Origin of the sequence: Microbacterium sp. zg-Y818 (assembly GCF_030246905.1) — a bacterium.
GTDB lineage: Bacteria > Actinomycetota > Actinomycetes > Actinomycetales > Microbacteriaceae > Microbacterium.
The window spans coordinates 1,462,190-1,480,493 of the sequence record NZ_CP126741.1; the positions used below are offsets into that span (position 1 = coordinate 1,462,190).

General features: G+C 70.0%; 15 protein-coding genes. 4 read left to right on the forward strand and 11 right to left on the reverse strand.

Annotated features, from left to right (window positions below):
* Positions 1-5 precede the first annotated feature (5 nt).
* Complete coding sequence (locus QNO21_RS06720; protein WP_257518991.1) at positions 6-665, forward strand: hypothetical protein; 660 nt, start codon at positions 6-8, stop codon at positions 663-665.
* Between the two features lie 10 nt (positions 666-675).
* Here QNO21_RS06720 and QNO21_RS06725 read toward each other — a convergent pair whose 3' ends face one another.
* From QNO21_RS06725 to QNO21_RS06745, 5 genes are all read right to left on the reverse strand, one after another.
* Positions 676-2,205 carry a dipeptide ABC transporter ATP-binding protein gene (locus QNO21_RS06725; protein ID WP_257518992.1) on the reverse strand — a complete coding sequence of 510 codons (1,530 nt, stop codon included), beginning with the start codon at positions 2,203-2,205 and terminating at the stop codon, positions 676-678.
* Positions 2,202-3,014: an ABC transporter permease gene (locus QNO21_RS06730; RefSeq protein WP_257518993.1), complete on the reverse strand. Its 813-nt coding sequence runs from the start codon at positions 3,012-3,014 to the stop codon at positions 2,202-2,204. Before QNO21_RS06730 ends, QNO21_RS06725 begins: the two co-directional genes overlap by 4 nt.
* The gene (locus QNO21_RS06735; protein WP_257518994.1) at positions 3,011-3,994 is read right to left on the reverse strand and encodes an ABC transporter permease; all 984 of its coding nucleotides are present in this window, start codon (positions 3,992-3,994) and stop codon (positions 3,011-3,013) included. Before QNO21_RS06735 ends, QNO21_RS06730 begins: the two co-directional genes overlap by 4 nt.
* A gap of 29 nt (positions 3,995-4,023) precedes the next feature.
* Positions 4,024-5,634, reverse strand: a complete 1,611-nt coding sequence (locus QNO21_RS06740) for an ABC transporter substrate-binding protein (protein ID WP_257518995.1) — start codon at positions 5,632-5,634, stop codon at positions 4,024-4,026.
* Positions 5,635-5,904: 270 nt separating this feature from the next.
* Entirely contained in the window at positions 5,905-6,729 is an 825-nt protein-coding gene (locus QNO21_RS06745) for an endonuclease domain-containing protein (RefSeq protein ID WP_257518996.1), read from the reverse strand.
* 418 nt (positions 6,730-7,147) lie between these two features.
* On the opposite strand from QNO21_RS06745, the gene valS reads away from it, so the two are divergent.
* Together valS and QNO21_RS06755 are read left to right on the forward strand one after the other, a co-directional pair.
* Positions 7,148-9,721, forward strand: a complete 2,574-nt coding sequence (valS, locus tag QNO21_RS06750) for a valine--tRNA ligase (protein WP_257518997.1) — start codon at positions 7,148-7,150, stop codon at positions 9,719-9,721.
* Between the two features lies 1 nt (position 9,722).
* Positions 9,723-9,971, forward strand: coding sequence for a hypothetical protein (locus QNO21_RS06755; RefSeq protein WP_257517140.1), 249 nt, complete (start codon positions 9,723-9,725; stop codon positions 9,969-9,971).
* A 9-nt stretch (positions 9,972-9,980) separates the two neighbouring features.
* Here the strand turns inward: QNO21_RS06755 and QNO21_RS06760 are convergent, their stop codons facing one another.
* Entirely contained in the window at positions 9,981-10,790 is an 810-nt protein-coding gene (locus tag QNO21_RS06760; RefSeq protein ID WP_257518998.1) for an NADPH-dependent F420 reductase, read from the reverse strand.
* 71 nt (positions 10,791-10,861) lie between these two features.
* Between QNO21_RS06760 and QNO21_RS06765 the strand changes: the two genes are divergently transcribed.
* Positions 10,862-12,916, forward strand: a complete 2,055-nt coding sequence (locus tag QNO21_RS06765; RefSeq protein ID WP_257518999.1) for a M3 family metallopeptidase — start codon at positions 10,862-10,864, stop codon at positions 12,914-12,916.
* 40 nt (positions 12,917-12,956) lie between these two features.
* Here QNO21_RS06765 and QNO21_RS06770 read toward each other — a convergent pair whose 3' ends face one another.
* The 5 genes from QNO21_RS06770 to tig all read right to left on the reverse strand — a co-directional run bounded on the left by QNO21_RS06770 (position 12,957) and on the right by tig (position 18,248).
* Positions 12,957-13,568, reverse strand: coding sequence for a hypothetical protein (locus QNO21_RS06770; protein ID WP_257519000.1), 612 nt, complete (start codon positions 13,566-13,568; stop codon positions 12,957-12,959).
* Positions 13,569-13,741: 173 nt separating this feature from the next.
* On the reverse strand, positions 13,742-15,007 hold the full coding sequence (clpX, locus tag QNO21_RS06775; protein WP_257516129.1) for an ATP-dependent Clp protease ATP-binding subunit ClpX: 1,266 nt from the start codon (positions 15,005-15,007) through the stop codon (positions 13,742-13,744).
* Positions 15,008-15,170: 163 nt separating this feature from the next.
* Positions 15,171-15,839, reverse strand: a complete 669-nt coding sequence (locus tag QNO21_RS06780) for an ATP-dependent Clp protease proteolytic subunit (protein ID WP_257516128.1) — start codon at positions 15,837-15,839, stop codon at positions 15,171-15,173.
* Positions 15,840-15,862: 23 nt separating this feature from the next.
* A complete protein-coding gene (locus tag QNO21_RS06785) occupies positions 15,863-16,714 on the reverse strand; it encodes an ATP-dependent Clp protease proteolytic subunit (protein WP_257519001.1) in 852 nt (283 codons plus the stop codon).
* Positions 16,644-18,248, reverse strand: a complete 1,605-nt coding sequence (tig, locus tag QNO21_RS06790; RefSeq protein ID WP_257519002.1) for a trigger factor — start codon at positions 18,246-18,248, stop codon at positions 16,644-16,646. Before tig ends, QNO21_RS06785 begins: the two co-directional genes overlap by 71 nt.
* Positions 18,249-18,304 lie beyond the last annotated feature (56 nt).

The following is an 18,304-nucleotide window of genomic DNA, read 5'->3' on the forward strand; positions in this document are numbered from 1 at the left end:
AGTGCATGCCGCCCCGCGAGAACCGCCCCCGTCCGCCCCGCCAGGCGCTCCCCGATCTGCCGCCCCGACTGTCGGCGGGGACGACGCTCGGCCGCCGCAGCGACGTGTCGCAGACGAGGATCGAGGGCCTCACCGGCGACGTGGATGCCGCTCACGCGCGGCTGGTGGAGTGTGTGCTCGGAGCGAGCGCGGTGGATCGGCTGGACCTCACCGGGGCGACGCTGATCGACGTCGCGATCGAGGAGCTGCGGGCCACCACGGTCGCCGCCATCAGCGGCACGTGGCGCTCGGTGGCGATCACCGGCGGCCGCGTCGGCACCCTTGACCTCTCCCGCGCGCAGATGGATGCCGTCGAGGTGCGCGGTGCCCGTATCGATTACCTCGCGCTCGGCCAGGCCGTCGTGGCGGACCTGCTGATCGCGGACTGCGTGATCGGTTCGCTGGATCTGCCGGGCGCGACGCTGGAGCGGGTGCGGTTCGAAGAAAGCCGGGCCGACGACGTGGACACCCGCGAGATGCGGGCAACGGACCTCGACCTGCGGGGACTGCAGGCGCTGGGGTACACCGATCCGGCGGCGCTTCGAGGCGCCACCCTCGCGCCGCACCAGGCATCCGCCTTGGCGGAGTCGTTCGCGGCGGCGCTCGGCGTGCAGGTGCGCGACTGAGCCAGCCCGGTCATCGTCCGGCGGCGAGCAGCTCTCGCGTGAACGGATGCTGCGGCGACGCGAAGACGTCGGCGACCCGTCCCTGCTCGACGACCGCGCCATCCTGCATCACCAGCACGTCGTCGGCGACGGCGGCGACCACGTCGAGGTCGTGCGAGACGAAGACCATCGTGAGGTCGCGGTCGGCGCGCAGCCGGCGAAGCAGCGCCAGCACGCGCTCCCGCACGGTGGGATCCAGCGCCGAGACCGGCTCGTCGAGCACGAGCACCTCGGGGTCCACCGCCAGCGCCCGAGCGATCGCGGCACGCTGACGCTGCCCGCCCGACAGCTGCGCGGGCCGGCGTCGCGCGAGGGCGGCATCCAGCCCCACCTCAGTCAGCAGCTCCGCGGCCCGGGCGGAGCGGCCTGACCGTGGCATCCCGCCTGCGGCGAGCGCCTCGCGCACCGAACGGCCGATCGTCCATCGGGGGTCGAACGCGCCCAGCGGGTTCTGGTGCACGAGCTGCACCCGGCGGCGCAGCGCCTGCTCGTCGCGCCGGGACCACTGCGCGCCGCCGATGCTGACCGAGCCCGCGTCAGGTCGCTCTATGCCGACGATCATCCGCGCCAGCGTGGTCTTACCCGAACCCGACTCCCCCACCACCCCCAGGGTGCGTCCTCGCAGGAGGTCGAAGGACACCTCCCGCACCGCGGGGCGATCGAACGACTTCGACAGCCCCCGCACGGAGACGAGCGGCTCTTCACCAAGGGCGTCCGGCTGCGCGGCCGGCGGTTCGTGGTGAGACGCGGCGACGAGCTCGCGGGTGTGAGGGTGCTGAGGCGCATCGAACACCTGGGCGACGGTGCCCTGCTCCACGAATCTGCCGCCCTGCATCACCGCGACGCGATCGGCAACCCGGCGCACCGCGGCGAAGTCGTGGCTGACGAAGACGACGGCCGTGCCGCGGTCGGCGATCGAGCGCAGCAGGTCGAGCACGCGGGCCTGCACCGTCGCGTCGAGCGCCGTCGTGGGTTCGTCGGCGACGAGTACGGCCGGCTCCCCCGCCAGCGCCGAGGCGATCAGCGCGCGCTGACGCAGGCCCCCGGACAGCTGGTGCGGGTACTGCCGCACCCGTCGGGCGGCATCAGGCATGGCGACGTCGGTGAGGAGCTCCTCGACCCGGGCGTCACGGGCGGCGCGTGACATCCGCGGCTCGTGGATGCGCAGGGGCTCGGCCACCTCCGCGCCGACGCGACGGAGCGGGTCCAGGGAGACGAGGGCGTCTTGCGAGACTAGCGCGACACGCGACCCGCGCAGTCGGCGCCAGCCCTGCTCGTCGAGCCGCAGCGCATCGACGCCGTCGACGGTGAGCTCGTCGGCCGACATGCGCGCGCCGTCGGGAACGAGACCCAGCAGCGCACGCGCGGTCAGCGACTTGCCGGCGCCGGACTCCCCCACGATCGCCAGGCACTCACCGGGGGCGACGGTGAGCGATACGCCGGCGACGGGAGTGGCGGGCCCGATCGAGATCTGCAGCCCCGACACCTGCAGCGCGATCATGACGGCCGCCCCTCGGCGCGAGAGCGCAGGATGCGGCCGACGACGGTGGCGGCGATGACGGTGAGCGTGATCGCCGCACCGGGGAACACCGACACCCACCATGCCTGCCCGATGACGTTGCGACCGCCCGAGAGCATCAGGCCCCATTCCGGCGTCGGTTCGGTCGGGCCGAGCCCCAGAAAGCTCAGGCCGGCGGCGGCGAGGATGCTGGAGCCGATGCCGATCGTCGCGAGCACGCTGAGCGACCCGATGACGCCCGGTGCGACGTGGCGGACGAAGGCGAGCGGCGGGCGGACGCCCAGGATGCGGGCGGCCTCCACATGCTCGGCCGTCCGCAGCGTGCGAGTCTGCGCGCGCGCCAGCCGTACGTATACCGGCACCGCGGCGATGGTGACGGCGAGCGCCACGTTGGTCGGGCCGGGGCCGAGCACGGCGACCACCACGAGCGCGATGAGGAACTCGGGAAACGCCAGCAGGATGTCGGTGGCGCGCATCGCGACGGCATCCACCACCCGGGGGGCGACGCCCGAGAGCGAGCCGACCACGAGCCCGACACCGAAGGCGAGCGCGGTGGCGAGCAGGCCGATGCCGACGGACCTTGCCGCGCCGTGCACCACCCGGGAGTAGACGTCGCGTCCGCTCTGATCGGTGCCGAACGGATGCTCCGCCGAGGGCGGGAGGAGGGCCTGACGCACGTCGGTCTGCAGCGGATCAAGCGAGGTGAACAGCTGCGGCGCGAACGCGGCCGCGGCCACGACCGCCAGCACGGCGACGGCTCCGGTGAGGAGCACCCGCTGCGCCGGCCTCACGCCGGCACCCCCGTACGCGGCGCCGCCGGCGACGGCAGGCGGCGCAGGCGCGGGTCGATCAGCGGGTAGACCAGCTCCACGATGGTGTTGACGACGACGAACACCAGCGCGCTCAGCAGGATGATGCCGGTGATCACCGGCAGATCGCGATCGGCGATCGCGGCGAGGGTCACCCGGCCGAGGCCCGGGCGGGCGAAGACGGTCTCCACCAGCACGGCTCCGCCCAGCAGCGACCCGACGAGGTACGCGGCCAGCGTGAGGGCCCCCGTCGCTCCGTGACGGAGGGTGTGGTGCAGCGTCAGCCGGGTCGGGCTGGCGCCCCGTGCGCGCACCGTCGTGGCGAACGGCTGGCGTTCGGCGGCTTCGATGCCGTCACGCAGCACCTGGCCGAGGAGCGCCGCCACCGGGAGCGCGAGTGTGATCGCGGGCAGCACCAGCGTCGCGGGGTTGCGCGACCCCGACACCGGGAACCAGCCGAGCCCGAACGCGAACACGCTCAGCAGCACGAGCCCGATCCAGAACACCGGCGACGAAAGCACCACCAGTTCGACGCCCGCGGTCAGGGTGCGCGCCACACGCCCCCGGGCGAGCAGGGCGACGGCGAACGCCACGGCGACGGCGATGAGCAGGGCGAGGGCGGTCAGCTGCAGCGTGGCGCCGAGCTGGCGGCCGATGACCTCGGCCACCGGCATGCGCAGCTGGTACGACTCCCCCAGGTCCCCCCGCAGCAGCTGGCCCAGGTACGCGATGTACTGCTCCAGCGGTGGGCGGTCAAGCCCGAGCTCGGCGCGGATGCCGTCCTTCACGGCGTCGCTCACCTGCGCCTGCGGGCCGAGCATCACGTCCACGGGGTCGCCGGGGATCACCCGGAACGCCAGGAAGGCGACGGTGGCGGCGCCCCACAGCACGATGACGACGGATGCCGCGATGCCGGCGGCGCGCAGGGCGATGCCCCGGGCGCGCTGCGCCACTGGCGTCATGGTGACCTCCGCGCCCCGAGGGCGCTCGTTCACCCGACGGTCACGTCGTAGAAGAGGGGGCGTCCGTACAGATCGTAGGACAGTCCCTCCACCCGCTCTCCGACGGCTGTGATGAACGCGGGGTTGTACAGCGGCACGATGGCGACGTGCTCGGCGTTCCACTGCTGCACCTCGCGGTACAGCACCGCGCGCTCGGCGGCATCCGTCCTCGTCACGGCATCCTCGAGCATCAGATCCATCGCCGGGTCGTTCACCTGCGAGGCGTTCTGGAATCCCTCGCTGTGCAGGTGGCTGCGCAGCAGATCGGGGTCGACGCCCGAGAAGCCCCAATCGGTGAGGTCGAAGGTCTTGGGACCGTACTGCTCGTTGTAGGCGCCGGGTTCGAGCACCTCGCGCACGATCTCGAAGCCCACGGCCTTGAGGTCGGACTGGATCGCATTGGCCAGCGCCGCGCGGTCGTCGGGCACCGGGGTCCAGGCGATCCAGCGGGCCGACAGGCGCTCGCCGTCCTTGGTGCGGTAGCCGTCGGCGTCGCGTTCGGTCCAGCCGGCCTCGTCGAGCAGCGCGTTCGCGGCGGCGGGGTCGAAGGGCCAGGTGCCCTCCAGAGTCTCGTCGTAGCCGGGAGTCGTCGAACCGAGGATGCTCCAGGCCCGCGGGAACTGGCCGGAGTAGATCTGCTCGACGGCTGTGTCGACATCGATCGCGCGACTGAGCGCCTGACGCACGCGCTGGTCGGCGAACACCCCGTACGCCTCGTTGAGGTAGAGCGAGTACGGCAGGCCGGGGTACTCGAGCGAGTCGACGGTGAGCGGGTCGCCGAGATCGGCGGCGAGGTTCGGCGGCAGCTGACTGGCAAGGTCGGCCTCACCGCTTTCGACGACCCCGATGCGGACCGCGGCCTCGGGGAGGATGCTCACCCGCAGGGTCTCGAACGACGGGGCGCCCTGGCCGTCGGGGCCCCAGGCGTAGTCGTCGTTGCGGGTGTACACGATCTCCTGGTCGGGTGTGTAGTCGGTCAGCTCGAACGGGCCGGTGCCGACGGTGACGCCGGGGCCGCCGGCCTTGAGTCGGTCGGCCGACTCTTCGAGCACGGCGGGCGAGTAGAAGCCGAGCTGTGCGGTGCTGGCCGCCTGCAGGAAGGGCGCGTAGGCCTGGGTGAAGTCCACGCGCACGGTGTGGTCGTCGAGCACGTCGGTGCCGGCGTAGAACTCGGCGCCCATCATGCTGGCCGCCTGTGCGGATGCCGTCTCGGGGTCGACGATGCGGTCGAAGTTCGCCTTCACCGCGGCGGCGTCGAACGGCTCGCCGTCGTGGAACGTGACGTCGTCGCGCAGCTCGAACGTGTAGCTGGTGCCGTCGTCGGAGATCTCCCACGACTCGGCGAGCCACGGCGAGAACGTGCCGTCGGCCTCCTGGAACACCAGGGAGTCCAGCACGGCGCGCTGCACGAGCGACGAGACGTCGAGCTGGCTGGTCTGCGGGTCCATGTGCCCGGCGGAGAGGTTCGCCCCCTCGATGGCCCACACGACCTCGCCGCCGTCGTCGGCGGTGTCACCGCTCGCTCCCGCGCAGGAGCTCAGGACGAGCGCGGTCGCCATCGCGACGGCGGAGACGGACAGGGTGCGGCGAAGCGAAGGCATGCGGAACCTCGGGGTGTCAGGGGTGAGCCGTTCCACGCTACCCCGTTTTTGGACGGGGTGGATCAATTGGGTGGGTCAGGGGGACGCGGCCGACGTGAGGGGATCTGCCCGGATGAGGGCCGAACCCGGCATCCGTCCCTCATTCGGGCAGATCCCCTCATTCCGGCACCGCCCTCGCGCGGGCGCTGCCCTTCCGGCACTGCACTCGCGCGGACGCCCTCATTCCGGCACCGCCCTCGCGCGCACCGCCCTCGCGCGGGCCCCGTGCCATCAGCGCGCCCGGTGCAGCCCCTGCCCCACGGCCCGCTGGATGAGGTCCTGCACGCGTGGCCAGTTCTCGACGACGTCCACGTAGTCCACGCGGATCACGTGGTACCCGAGCAGCATGAGCGCCGCGTCGTGCCGGATGTCGGATCGCCGCTGCGCGCCGACATGGTGCGCGCCGTCGATCTGCAGCACCAGGCGCTCGCCGATCAGGAAGTCGACGCGATGGCCCGCGATCCATGCCTGCGGCACGATCGACAGCCGCATCCATCGCAGCCGCGGCGGCACGAAGCTCTCGAGGCCGGAATCGGCGAACGGGCTCGCGGCGGTCAGGATACGTCGCGCGGTCGCCGTCAGCGGGAGCCGCGCCATCGCATCGCGCTCGACAAGCCGGCGACGCAGCGCCGATTCCCAGATGGCGAGCGCGTGCTCGAAGGATCGACACTCCGCCACCAGACCGAGGACGTTCTCGATGGGGTCGACGAGGGCATCCGGATGCCGCGGGATGAGCGGCCGACCCCAGTGAATGCGGGTGCCGGCGTCGTGGATTCCGCCGGCGTGAGGCTTGGCAGCCACGTGCGCCTCGGTCTCAGCGAGAACCCACAGGCCCAGCCGCCGAGCCTGGGTCACGCACGTGAGCACGACGCCCTCGCGCGCGGCGGCGACGAGGTACGGGTCGGCATCCGGCGCGGCCACCCACAGCCGGCGCACCCGCGCGAGCTCGCCCCGGGCGACAGCCTGCGCGATCCGGTGCTTGCTGACACCCGTCGCGCGCAGCGACGTGCACCGCGCTACGCCGCCGGCCGCCCTCACCTGTGCTGACAGCTCCATGCACCGAGTGTGCCGATGTCGCCTCTCGCTGCGAGACGCGCCGGCGCGAACGGGGAGACGAGGGACGACGACAGCGCCTGGGGAGGAGCCGACGCTGATCCCGGGGCCGACCCGGTGCCCTGCTCAGGGGTCACGCGCGGCCCGGATGAGGAGATCTGCCCGGCTGAGGGCTGGAAGCGGCATCCGACCCTCATTCCGGCAGATCCCCTCGTTGCGGCACGCCGGTCCCGGCCCGCGCGGCCCGCACGGCCCGCGGGGCTCGCACGGCTCGCGCGGCAGGCGCACGCGCGGCATCGCCCACGGCCCGGCGCACCCCGCACCCGCGACACGGTCACAGCGCGGCCCCGGTAAACTGTGCGGACGGTCCACACTCAGGCACGCTCACACAGTGCCGCACATATCGCTCGAGGAGACACCCATGTCGCAGATCCCTGACAAGCCCGCGCTGGAAGGCCTCGAGCAGAAGTGGGATGCCGCCTGGAGCGAGCAGGGCACCTACCTGTTCGACCGTGACGCCGCGAAGGCCAAGGGCCGCGCCGGCGTGTACTCGGTGGACACTCCCCCGCCCACGGCATCCGGAAGCCTGCACATCGGGCACGTCTTCTCGTTCACCCACACCGACGTGAAGGTGCGCTACGAGCGCATGCGCGGCAAGACGGTGTTCTACCCCATGGGCTGGGACGACAACGGCCTGCCCACCGAGCGGCGCGTGCAGAACTACTACGGCGTCCGCTGCGACCCGTCGCTCCCCTACACCCCCGACTTCACCCCTCCGTTCGAGGGCGGCGACAACAAGAGCAGCAAGGCCGCCGACCAGGTGCCCATCAGCCGCCGCAACTTCATCGAGCTGTGCGAGCGCCTCACCGTCGAGGACGAGAAGCACTTCGAGGCGCTGTTCCGCCAGCTCGGTCTCAGCGTGGACTGGACCCAGACCTACCGCACCATCTCGGACGAGACGGTGCGCACCAGCCAGCTGGCGTTCCTGCGCAACGTCGAGCGCGGCGAGGCCTACCAGGCGATGGCCCCGACCCTGTGGGACATCGACTTCCGCTCCGCGATCGCCCAGGCCGAGCTCGAAGACCGCGACCAGCCTGCCGCCTACCACCGGGTCGCCTTCCACCTCACCGACGGCACCGGCGACATCGAGATCGAGACCACCCGTCCCGAGTTGCTGGCCGCCTGCGTCGCCCTCGTGGCCAACCCCGACGACGAGCGCTACCAGCCTTACTTCGGCTCGACGGTGCGCACCCCCCTCTTCGACGTCGAGGTGCCGGTGCTCGCGCACCCCCTCGCGCAGAAGGACAAGGGATCGGGCATCGCCATGATCTGCACCTTCGGAGACGTGACCGACATCATCTGGTGGCGCGAGCTCGACCTTCCCAACCGCACCATCCTCGGCAAGGACGGCCGCGTCGTCGCCGACGCCCCGGATGTCATCACGACGGATGCCGCCCTCGCCGCATACGCCGAGCTCGCGGGCAAGACCGTGTTCAGCGCCAAGAAGCGCATCGTCGAGCTGCTGCGCGAGTCGGGCGAGCTGATCGGCGACCCCAAGCCCTTCACCCACCCGGTGAAGTTCTACGAGAAGGGCGACCGCCCGCTCGAGATCGTCTCCACGCGCCAGTGGTACATCCGCAACGGCGCGCGAGACCCGCAGCTGCGCGAGAAGCTCATCGCGCTGGGCGCCGGCATGGACTGGCATCCGGACTTCATGCGCGTGCGCTACGAGAACTGGACCAACGGCCTCACCGGCGACTGGCTGGTCTCACGCCAGCGGTTCTTCGGCGTGCCGATCCCGGTCTGGTACGGCCTCGACGAGAACGGCGAGCGGGACTACAGCCGCGTGCTCACCCCCGACCTCGCCGCCCTGCCGGTCGACCCCACCGTCGACGTGCCGCCGGGCTACACCGAGGAGCAGCGCGGCGTGCCGGGTGGCTTCGACGCCGAGCGGGACATCTTCGACACGTGGGCGACGTCGTCGCTCACGCCGCAGCTGGCCGGCGGCTGGGAGCGCGACCCCGAGCTCTGGGAGCTCGTGGCCCCGTTCGACATGCGCCCGCAGGGCCAGGACATCATCCGCACGTGGCTCTTCTCCACCATGCTGCGCAGCGCCCTCGAGGACGACCGCGCCCCCTGGTCGGATGCCGCGATCTCCGGCTTCATCGTCGACCCCGACCGCAAGAAGATGTCGAAGTCCAAGGGCAACGTCGTGACTCCGGCGGACATCCTCGCGCAGCACGGAACGGATGCCGTGCGGTACTGGTCCGCCTCCAGCCGCCTGGGCGCCGACGCGGCGTTCGACCCGCAGAACCCCACACAGGTCAAGATCGGTCGGCGCCTCGCGATCAAGGTGCTCAACGCGGCGAAGTTCGTGCTGTCGTTCCCCGTGCCCGAGGGCGCCGAGGTGACCCACGCGCTGGATGCCTCCATGCTCGCCGCCCTCGACGGCGTCGTGCGCGAAGCGACCAAGGCCTACGACGCGTACGACCACGCCCGCGCGCTGGAAGTCACCGAGGCGTTCTTCTGGACGTTCTGCGACGACTACCTGGAGCTCGTCAAGGAGCGCGCCTACAACCAGGCCGACGTGGGTCAGGCTTCGGCCGCGCTCGCCCTGCGCCTTGCGCTGTCGACGCTGCTGCGACTGCTCGCCCCCGTGCTGGCCTTCGCCACCGAGGAGGCGTGGTCATGGTTCGAGGAGGGGTCGGTGCACACCGCGGCGTGGCCCGAACCGCTCGGCATCCAGGGCGACCCCGCGGTGCTGTCGGCCGTCGGCGAGGCGCTGATCGGCATCCGCCGCGCCAAGACCGAGGCGAAGGCGTCGCAGAAGACCGCCGTGGAGCGCGTGACGATGGGCGCCACCCCCGCCATCGCAGCGCTGCTGCGTGAGGCCGAGGGCGACCTCAAGGCCGTGGGACGCATCGCCGAGATCACCTACCAGGAGGCCGAGTCCACCTCGGTGCTCGACATCGTGCTCGTCCCGCAGGAGGCCTGACATGCAGCTCGGAACACGCTGGACCTCCGGCGACGAACCGCCCCGGTCGGTGCCCGACAGCATCCGCGGTCAGATCCACGCCGTCGATCGGGCGATGCCCACCGACGAGCTGGGTCAGCCGCGGCCGCGCTGGACGCTGACCTTTCTCGAGGGGCGACCCGTCGCAGAACTCGAGACGGGCGTCGTGGTGTCGCTCGACGCCGACGGCAACGCGGTGGTCGGACACGACCCGGACGACGAGTTCGGCTGAGCCGGCCGGCTAGAACCGCCGTGCGGCGATGTCGACCCGCGTCGCGGCGTCGAGCGCCTCACGCACCTCAGACGCCGGGGTGGGAGCCGGCTCGGCGTCCATCATCTGATCCTCGGGCAGCGCCGGGTCGCTGAAGTAGATCTTCCCGTAGGCGGGGGTCTCGGGCTCGAAGCGCCAGCTTTCGTGGAGCGTTCCGGCGTCGACCGTGTCGAAGCCGAGGCGGTTGATGATTGCGGCAGCCTCGGACTTCGCCTGTGCGTCATCCCCCGCGATCGGCAGCGCGGTGCGGTCGGCCGCGCCGGCCGGCCGGGCCAAGGCCGTGATGTGCGCGGACACGATGTTGTTGAAGGCCTTCACGTAGCGGGTGGCGCCCAGCTGATTGCGGACCAGTTCGCTGGTGGTCACGGTGTTGTCCGCCAGTTCCGGGATGCTCCCGTCGCGGGACGGGTAGTAGTTGCTCGTGTCGATGACGAGCGTGTCGGCCAGCAGACCTTCTGGCAGGTCCGCAACCGCCTTGAGCGGGATGGAGAGCACGACGGCATCGGCCCCGTCGGCGACGTCGATCACCGTACCGGCCTGGGCCAGCGGGCCGAGTTCGGTGACCAGATCCTGCAGCGTCTCGGGTCCGCGCGAGTTGGCGATGATCACGTTCATGTCCGCCGCGACCGCCAGACGGGCGACCGCCGATCCGATGTGTCCGCTTCCGATGATTCCCAGCGTCGCCATTGTGCTTCCTTCGATCGGGCTCCGGCGTGGTGTCCGCCGCAGGGTCGCTGCTGCGGCCCGTACGGAGTGGAACCCTGCGCGCACGCCGAGCATTCCCGGCCGCAGCCGCCGTGCGTCGTGTGCGTCCCGCCGCGAGGGCCGCACCCGCGCCCTAGGCTGAGACGATGACGGACGAGACCAACCCCCTGCTGCAGCCGAGCCCCCTCCCCTATGGACTGCCGGACTACCCGGCCATCCGCGCCGAGCACTATCTGCCGGCGTTCGAGGTCGGTTTCGCCCAGCAGCGCGCGGAGGTCGACGCCATCACCGCGAACGCGGATGCGGCGACGTTCGAGAACACCATGACCGCCCTGGAGTCTTCCGGCGATCTGCTGGGCCGGGTTGCCCGCACGTTCTACACGGTGTCATCGGCGGATGCCACGCCCGACATCCAGCAGGTCGAGGAATCCCTCGCCCCCCTGATGTCCGCCCACCAGGACGCCATTCAGCTCGACAGCCGACTCTACGAGCGGGTGCGGTCGCTCTTCGAGCGTCTCGAGGAGCTCGACCTCACCGCGGAGCAGCGCTATCTCGTGCAGCGCCGCTACACGCAGATGACCCACGCCGGCGCCGGACTGTCGGATGCCGAGAAAGAGCGCCTGACCGCGCTCAACCAGCGCCTCTCCGTGCTGACGAACACGTTCGAGAAGAATCTCCTCGCCGACACCAATGATCTCGCCGTTGTGTTCGACGATGTCGCAGAGCTGCAGGGCCTCACCGAGGGCGAGCTGTCGGCCGCTGCCCAAGCAGCCGCAGACCGTGGACTCGACGGGTCGTACGTCGTCACCCTGACGCTCTTCACCGGGCACCCGTACCTGTCGTCGCTGACCGACCGCGAGTCGCGCCGACGCATCATGGCGGCCTCCCGCTCACGCGGCTCCCGCGGCAACGACAACGACAACCGTGAAGTGCTCCGCGAGATCGTGCGCCTGCGCGCCGAGCGTGCCGAACTGCTCGGATACGCCAGCCACGCCGCTTACATCACGTCGGACGAGACGGCGGGGTCGCCCGATGCGGTGCGCGACCTGCTGTTCCGGCTTGCAGCGCCCGCAGCCCGCAACGCGGAGCGAGAGCGTGCCGCGCTGCAGGAGATCATCGACGGCGAGGGTGAGCCCTTCCCGCTCGAAGCGCACGACTGGGCGTTCTACACCGAGCGCGTGCGCGAGGCGCGGTACGCGCTGGACCGCTCGGCGCTGCGGCCATGGTTCGAAGCCGAGCGAGTGCTGCGGGACGGGGTGTTCTACGCGGCATCCGCCCTCTACGGCATCACGTTCACCGAGCGACCCGACCTGCCGGCGTACCACCCCGAGGCGCGCGTCTTCGAGATCCACAACGCCGACGGCTCGCCGCTGGGCCTCTACGTGCTGGACCTCTACACCCGCGACACCAAGCGCGGCGGGGCGTGGATGAATTCCATCGTGCTGCAGTCGCGTCTGCGCGGCACCGATCCGGTGGTGGTCAACAACCTCAACGTGTCACGGCCGGCGCCGGGACAGCCGACGCTGCTCACCCTCGATGAGGTCAACACGCTGTTCCACGAGTTCGGGCACGCGTTGCACGGCCTCTTCGCCACCGTCACATACCCGAGCTTCGCCGGCACGAACGTGTACCGCGACTTCGTGGAGTTCCCCAGCCAGGTCAACGAGATGTGGATCTACTGGCCGGAGGTGCTGGCCAACTACGCCAGGCACATCGACACGGGCGAACCGCTGCCTGCCGACGTGGTCGAGAAGCTCGCGGAGTCCGAGACGTTCAACCAGGGTTTCGCCACCAGCGAGTACCTCGCCGCCTCGTGGATCGACCAGGCCTGGCACCGGCTGGGCGCTGCCGAGGCGGCTGAGCACATCGACGTCGCCGCTTTCGAGGCCGCCGCCCTGGCCGAGATCGGGCTGGACTCCCCCGTCGTGCCCCCGCGCTACTCGTCGACCTACTTCGCGCACGTGTTCTCCGGCGGCTACAGCGCCGGCTACTACTCGTACATCTGGAGCGAGGTGCTCGACGCGGACACCGTGAAGTGGTTCGAGGAGAACGGCGGCCTGACGCGTGAGAACGGCGACCGCTTCCGCCGGCGACTGCTGGGTGTCGGCGGGTCGAAGGACCCGCTCGAGGCCTACCGCGACTTCCGTGGTCGGGATGCCGAGATCGCGCCCCTTCTGGAGCGTCGCGGCCTGGCCGACTGACCGTCGCTGCGGCGGCGCGGAGATCGCGTCGCCGCAGGTCTCAGCGCCAGCCGAGCATTTCGCGGACCACGGCCTGCGAGGCCGGCGAACCGTCGTTCTTGATCCCGCGGAGCTTTTCGAAGGAGATCAAGGCGCCGCTGTTGGAGAAGTGGTCCCCCAGCGCCGCAAGGGTCGTGCGCATCAGCGGTGCGGCGTCGTTCTGATCAGATCCGCCGCGCCACGACGTGTGCGGGTAGATGACCAGCTCTGTCCCGCTGGCCGTCTCGCGTACCGCCGCCACGACGAGTGTCGGCGCCGCGCCGCGCCAGAACCGCCGGAAGAACTCAAGGCCCGTATCTTCTACCACCCAGGAGATGAATCCGCGTTTCCACGACTCCTTGATGTTGCCTAGCCGCAGGTCCTGCGCCAGCCACTCCGAACCCGACTCGGTCAGCCGCCGCTGGAACGTCTCGTCGCCCAGCGCGAAGCCGACCGCCTGCAGCTGGGCGACCGCGGCCCGAAGCGCGGAGCGAGGGTCAGTCCTCACGACGAATCTGCCGCCGCCGGTGCTGAAGCCGTACCAGCGCAGGGGGGCGATGCGCATCCGCTCGCCCGATCCCGCAACGCTGCCCTCGTGGTGGCGGACGGGCATGTATTCGGGTTGATCGGACATGGCTGCATCCCCATCGATATGTGTCGTGGGGCGAGCTTAACGGCCTGGGGCCGAGCATCTTTCGGCAATTGACTTTCTGCGGCTTGATGCAGCAACGTGGGTCTTCTGCCCTTGTGCAGGTTCGCCGCATGCGGCCGCCCTACCGTGGCGGAAGGGCTCTCGCCGGGGTGGGGTCAGGCGCTCTTGCGCTTCTGCCGCAGCAGCAGGGTCGGAGCAGCACCCTCGACGACGGCGGGCGTGATGACGACCTTCTCGACGTCGTCTGCAGAGGGGATCTCGAACATGATGGGTCCCAGCACGTCCTCGAGGATGGCGCGCAGGCCGCGCGCACCGGTCTTGCGGGCCACAGCAAGGTCGGCGATGGCGCGAAGTGCTTCTTCTTCGAACTCGAGCTGCACTCCGTCGAGCTCGAACATGCGCTGGTACTGCTTCACGAGGGCGTTGCGCGGCTCGGTGAGAATCTCCATGAGCGCGTCCTGGTCGAGCGGCGAGACGGATGCCACGACGGGAAGACGACCGATGAACTCGGGGATCAGACCGAACTTGTGAAGGTCCTCCGGCAGCACGTCGCTGAAGAGGTTGAGGTTCTGCCCCTTGTCGTGCAGGGGTGCGCCGAAGCCGACACCGTGCTTTCCGACGCGGGAGGAGATGATCTCCTCGAGTCCGGCGAAGGCGCCCGCGACGATGAACAGCACGTTCGTGGTGTCGATCTGGATGAATTCCTGATGAGGGTGCTTGCGGCCGCCCTGCGGCGGGACCGAGGCGACCGTGCCTTCGAGGATCTTCAGCAGCGCCTGCTGCACTCCCTCACCGGAGACATCGCGTGTGATCGAGGGGTTCTCGGCCTTGCGGGCGATCTTGTCGACCTCGTCGATGTAGATGATGCCCGTCTCGGCGCGCTTGGTGTCGAAGTCCGCCGCCTGCAGCAGCTTCAGGAGGATGTTCTCGACGTCTTCGCCGACGTAGCCCGCCTCGGTGAGTGCCGTGGCATCCGCCACCGCGAACGGCACGTTCAGGCGCTTCGCGAGAGTCTGCGCGAGGTAGGTCTTTCCGCAACCCGTGGGACCCAGCAGCAGGATGTTGCTTTTGGCGATGTCGATGTCGTCGGCGCGCTGCTCGGCAGGCTTGAGCGTGCCGAGCGCGCGGATGCGCTTGTAGTGGTTGTACACCGCGACCGACAGTGCACGCTTCGCGGGCTCCTGACCGACGACGTACTCCTCGAGGAACGAGAAGATCTCGCGCGGCTTCGGCAGATCGAAGTCGGCGACCTCGCCGGTGCCGGACTCGGCCATGCGCTCTTCGATGATCTCGTTGCACAGCTCGACGCATTCGTCGCAGATGTAGACGCCCGGGCCTGCAATGAGCTGCTGGACCTGCTTCTGGCTCTTGCCGCAGAAGGAGCACTTGAACAGGTCGGCACTTTCACCGATGCGAGCCATCAGGCCCTCCTCACTTCCCCCGGGTCGGGAGCACTTGCGAGCCTAACCGCTGGGTGCGACATCGGGCCGCATTTGCACGTCACCATGTCGTCACACTTGCGGCGGAGAACGACGAAGCCCCGCGCATCGACAGGCGACGGCGGGGCTTCGGGCGGTGCGGTTGTCAGCTGGTGATGGCGGCGGGCTGACGCTTGCGCGTTGTCAGCACCTGGTCGACCAGGCCGTACTCGAGGGCATCGTGCGCCGAGAGGATCTTGTCGCGGTCGATGTCCTTGTTCACCTGCTCCTGAGTGCGGTGGGAGTGCTTGGCGAGCGTCTCCTCCAGCCACGTGCGCATGCGCAGGATCTCGGCGGCCTGGATCTCGATGTCCGACGCCTGTCCGTGCCCGGCCTCGCCCACTGCGGGCTGGTGGATCAGGATGCGGGCGTTGGGCAGGGCGAGCCGCTTGCCGGGGGCGCCGGCCGCCAGCAGCACGGCAGCAGCGGATGCCGCCTGGCCCAGGACAACGGTGGAGATCTCGGGCGACACGTACTGCATGGTGTCGTAGATCGCCGTCATCGCGGTGAACGAGCCACCGGGCGAGTTGATGTACATGACGATGTCACGGTCGGGATCCTGCGACTCGAGAACGAGCAGCTGGGCCATGACGTCGTCTGCGGAGGCGTCGTCGACCTGGACGCCCAGGAAGATGACGCGGTCCTCGAAGAGCTTGTTGTACGGGTCTTGGCGCTTGTAGCCGTAGGCCGTGCGCTCCTCGAACTGCGGCAGGATGTAGCGGCTGTTCGGCATCTGCAGGCCCTGAGTGGCGCCGCCGAAGGTGGGTGTGTTCATGTTCTGTGTCTCCTTCGGGGGTCTCAGTTGGCGGTGTCGTCGCCGACGCCGTCGACGGCGGTTCCGCCGCCGCCGGTGACGTCTGCGGCGTGCTCGCGGATGTGGTCGACGAAGCCGTACTCGAGCGCCTCTTCCGCGGTGAACCAGCGGTCGCGGTCGCCGTCGAGGTTGATCTGCTCGACCGACTTGCCCGTCTGCGCCGCGGTGATCTCGGCGAGGCGGCGCTTCATCGACAGGATCAGCTGAGCCTGCGTCTGGATGTCGCTCGCGGTGCCGCCGAAGCCGCCGTGCGGCTGGTGCAGCAGCACGCGGGCGTTCGGCGTGATGTACCGCTTGCCCTTGGTGCCACTGGTGAGCAGCAGCTGACCCATCGATGCGGCCATGCCGATGCCGACCGTCACGATGTCATTGGGCACGAACTGCATCGTGTCGTAGATGGCCATGCCGGCCGTGATCGAGCCGCCGGGCGAGTTGATGTAGAGGTAGATGTCCCTCTCGGAGTCCTCCGCCGCCAGCCACAGGATCTTCGCGCAGATTTCGTTGGCGTTGTCGTCGCGCACCTCCGACCCCAGCCAGATGATGCGGTCCTTCAGCAGTCTGTCGAAGACGCTCGTGGCGACAAGTGGTTCGGCCATGTTCACTCCTGTTTCCGTGGTCCGTCGGATCGAATCTACCGGCGCGGCGCGGGCGACCCGGCCGTGTTCGCCCTGGGCAGATCGTGCGCGTCGTGCCGTCGGGGCGCACGGCGGGAACGACAGCGGGGCGGATGCCGCAGCATCCGCCCCGCTGTCCGAACCGGTCCGATTACTCGGAGTCGGCCTTCTTGGTGGTCTTGCGCGCCGCGGGCTTCTTCGCGGGGGCCGCCTTGGCGGCATCCTTCGCGTCGTCCTTCTTCGCGGCGGCCTTCTTGGCCGGAGCCTTCTTGGCGGGCGCCTTCTCGGCCGCAGCGTCGTCGGCGTCCGTTTCCGCCTTCTTCGCGGGGGCCTTCTTCGCGGGAGCCTTCTTGGCAGGGGCCTTCTTGGCCGGCTTCTCGGCGGCTTCCTCAGCCTCGATGATCTCGTCGGCGTCGGCCGCGGCGTCAGCGATCTCCTGGGCCTCTTCGACGACGTCCGCCTCAGCGGCCGGCTCGTCCTCGAGGGCGATGAAGCCGCTCAGGTCCACCGGCTTGCCGGCGGTGTCGACGACGGTGACCTTGCCCAGGGCCAGCGCGAGCGCCTTGTTGCGGGCGACCTCACCGATCATGGCGGGCAGCTGGTTGCTCTGCTGCAGCGTGTTGACGAACTCCTGCGGGGCCATGCCGTACTGGGCCGCCGACTGGATGAGGTACTGGGTCAGCTCGTCCTGAGAGACCTGCACCTTGAACTCTTCGGCGATCTTGTCGAGCACCATCTGCGTGCGGAACTGCTTCTCGCTGGCTTCGGTGACCTCGGCGCGGTGCGTGTCGTCCTCGAGGCGACCCTCGCCCTCGAGGTGCTGGTGCACCTCGTCCTCGACCAGCTGCGCCGGCACGGGGATGTCGGCGAGCTCGATGAGCTTCTCCACGAGCTTGTCGCGGGCGGAGGATGCCTGGGCGAAGCCGGACTGCTCGGAGACGCGCTCGGCGAGGCTGGCGCGCAGCTCGTCGATCGTGTCGAACTCGCTGGCCATCTGGGCGAAGTCGTCGTCGGCCTCGGGCAGCTCGCGCTCCTTGACGGCGACGACGGTCACGGCGACCTCCGCCTCCTGGCCGGCGTTGTCGCCGCCGACCAGCTTGGAGCGGAAGGTGGTCTCCTCGCCGGCGGTGAGGGACTCGATGGCCTCGTCGGTGCCCTCGAGCAGCTCGCCCGAACCCACCTCGTAGGACACGCCCTCGGCGCGGTCGATCTCGTTGCCATCGATCGTGGCGACGAGGTTCAGCTCGACGAAGTCACCCTTGGCAGCGGGACGGTCAACCGTCACCAGCGTGCCGAAGCGACCGCGCAGGCGGTCGAGCTCGGCGTCGACGGCGGCCTGGTCGGTCTCGACGGCGTCGACCTCGATGGTGATGCCGTCGTAGGAGGGAAGCTCGAACTCGGGGCGCACATCGACCTCGACCTCGACGACGAGGTCGCCGGAGAAGTCCTTGTCGCTCGGCCACTCGATGACCTCGGCGGAAGGCCGCCCGACGACGCGCACCTCGGTCTCACGGACGGCTTCGCGGTAGAACCCGTCGAGGCCCTCGCTGACGGCGTGCTCGATGACCGCACCCTTGCCGACGCGCTGGTCGATGATGGGCGCCGGCACCTTGCCCTTGCGGAAGCCGGGGATCTGGATGTCCTGGGCGATGTGCTCGTACGCGTGCGCGATGGCGGGCTTGAGTTCGTCCGGGGTGACCGTGATGTGGAGCTTGACCCGGGTGGGGTTGAGCTTCTCGACCGTGGCGTTGACCATGCCTGTTGCTTCTCCTTGGGTGATCCGCGCAGACGCGCGGAGGCGGAAAGTCTGGA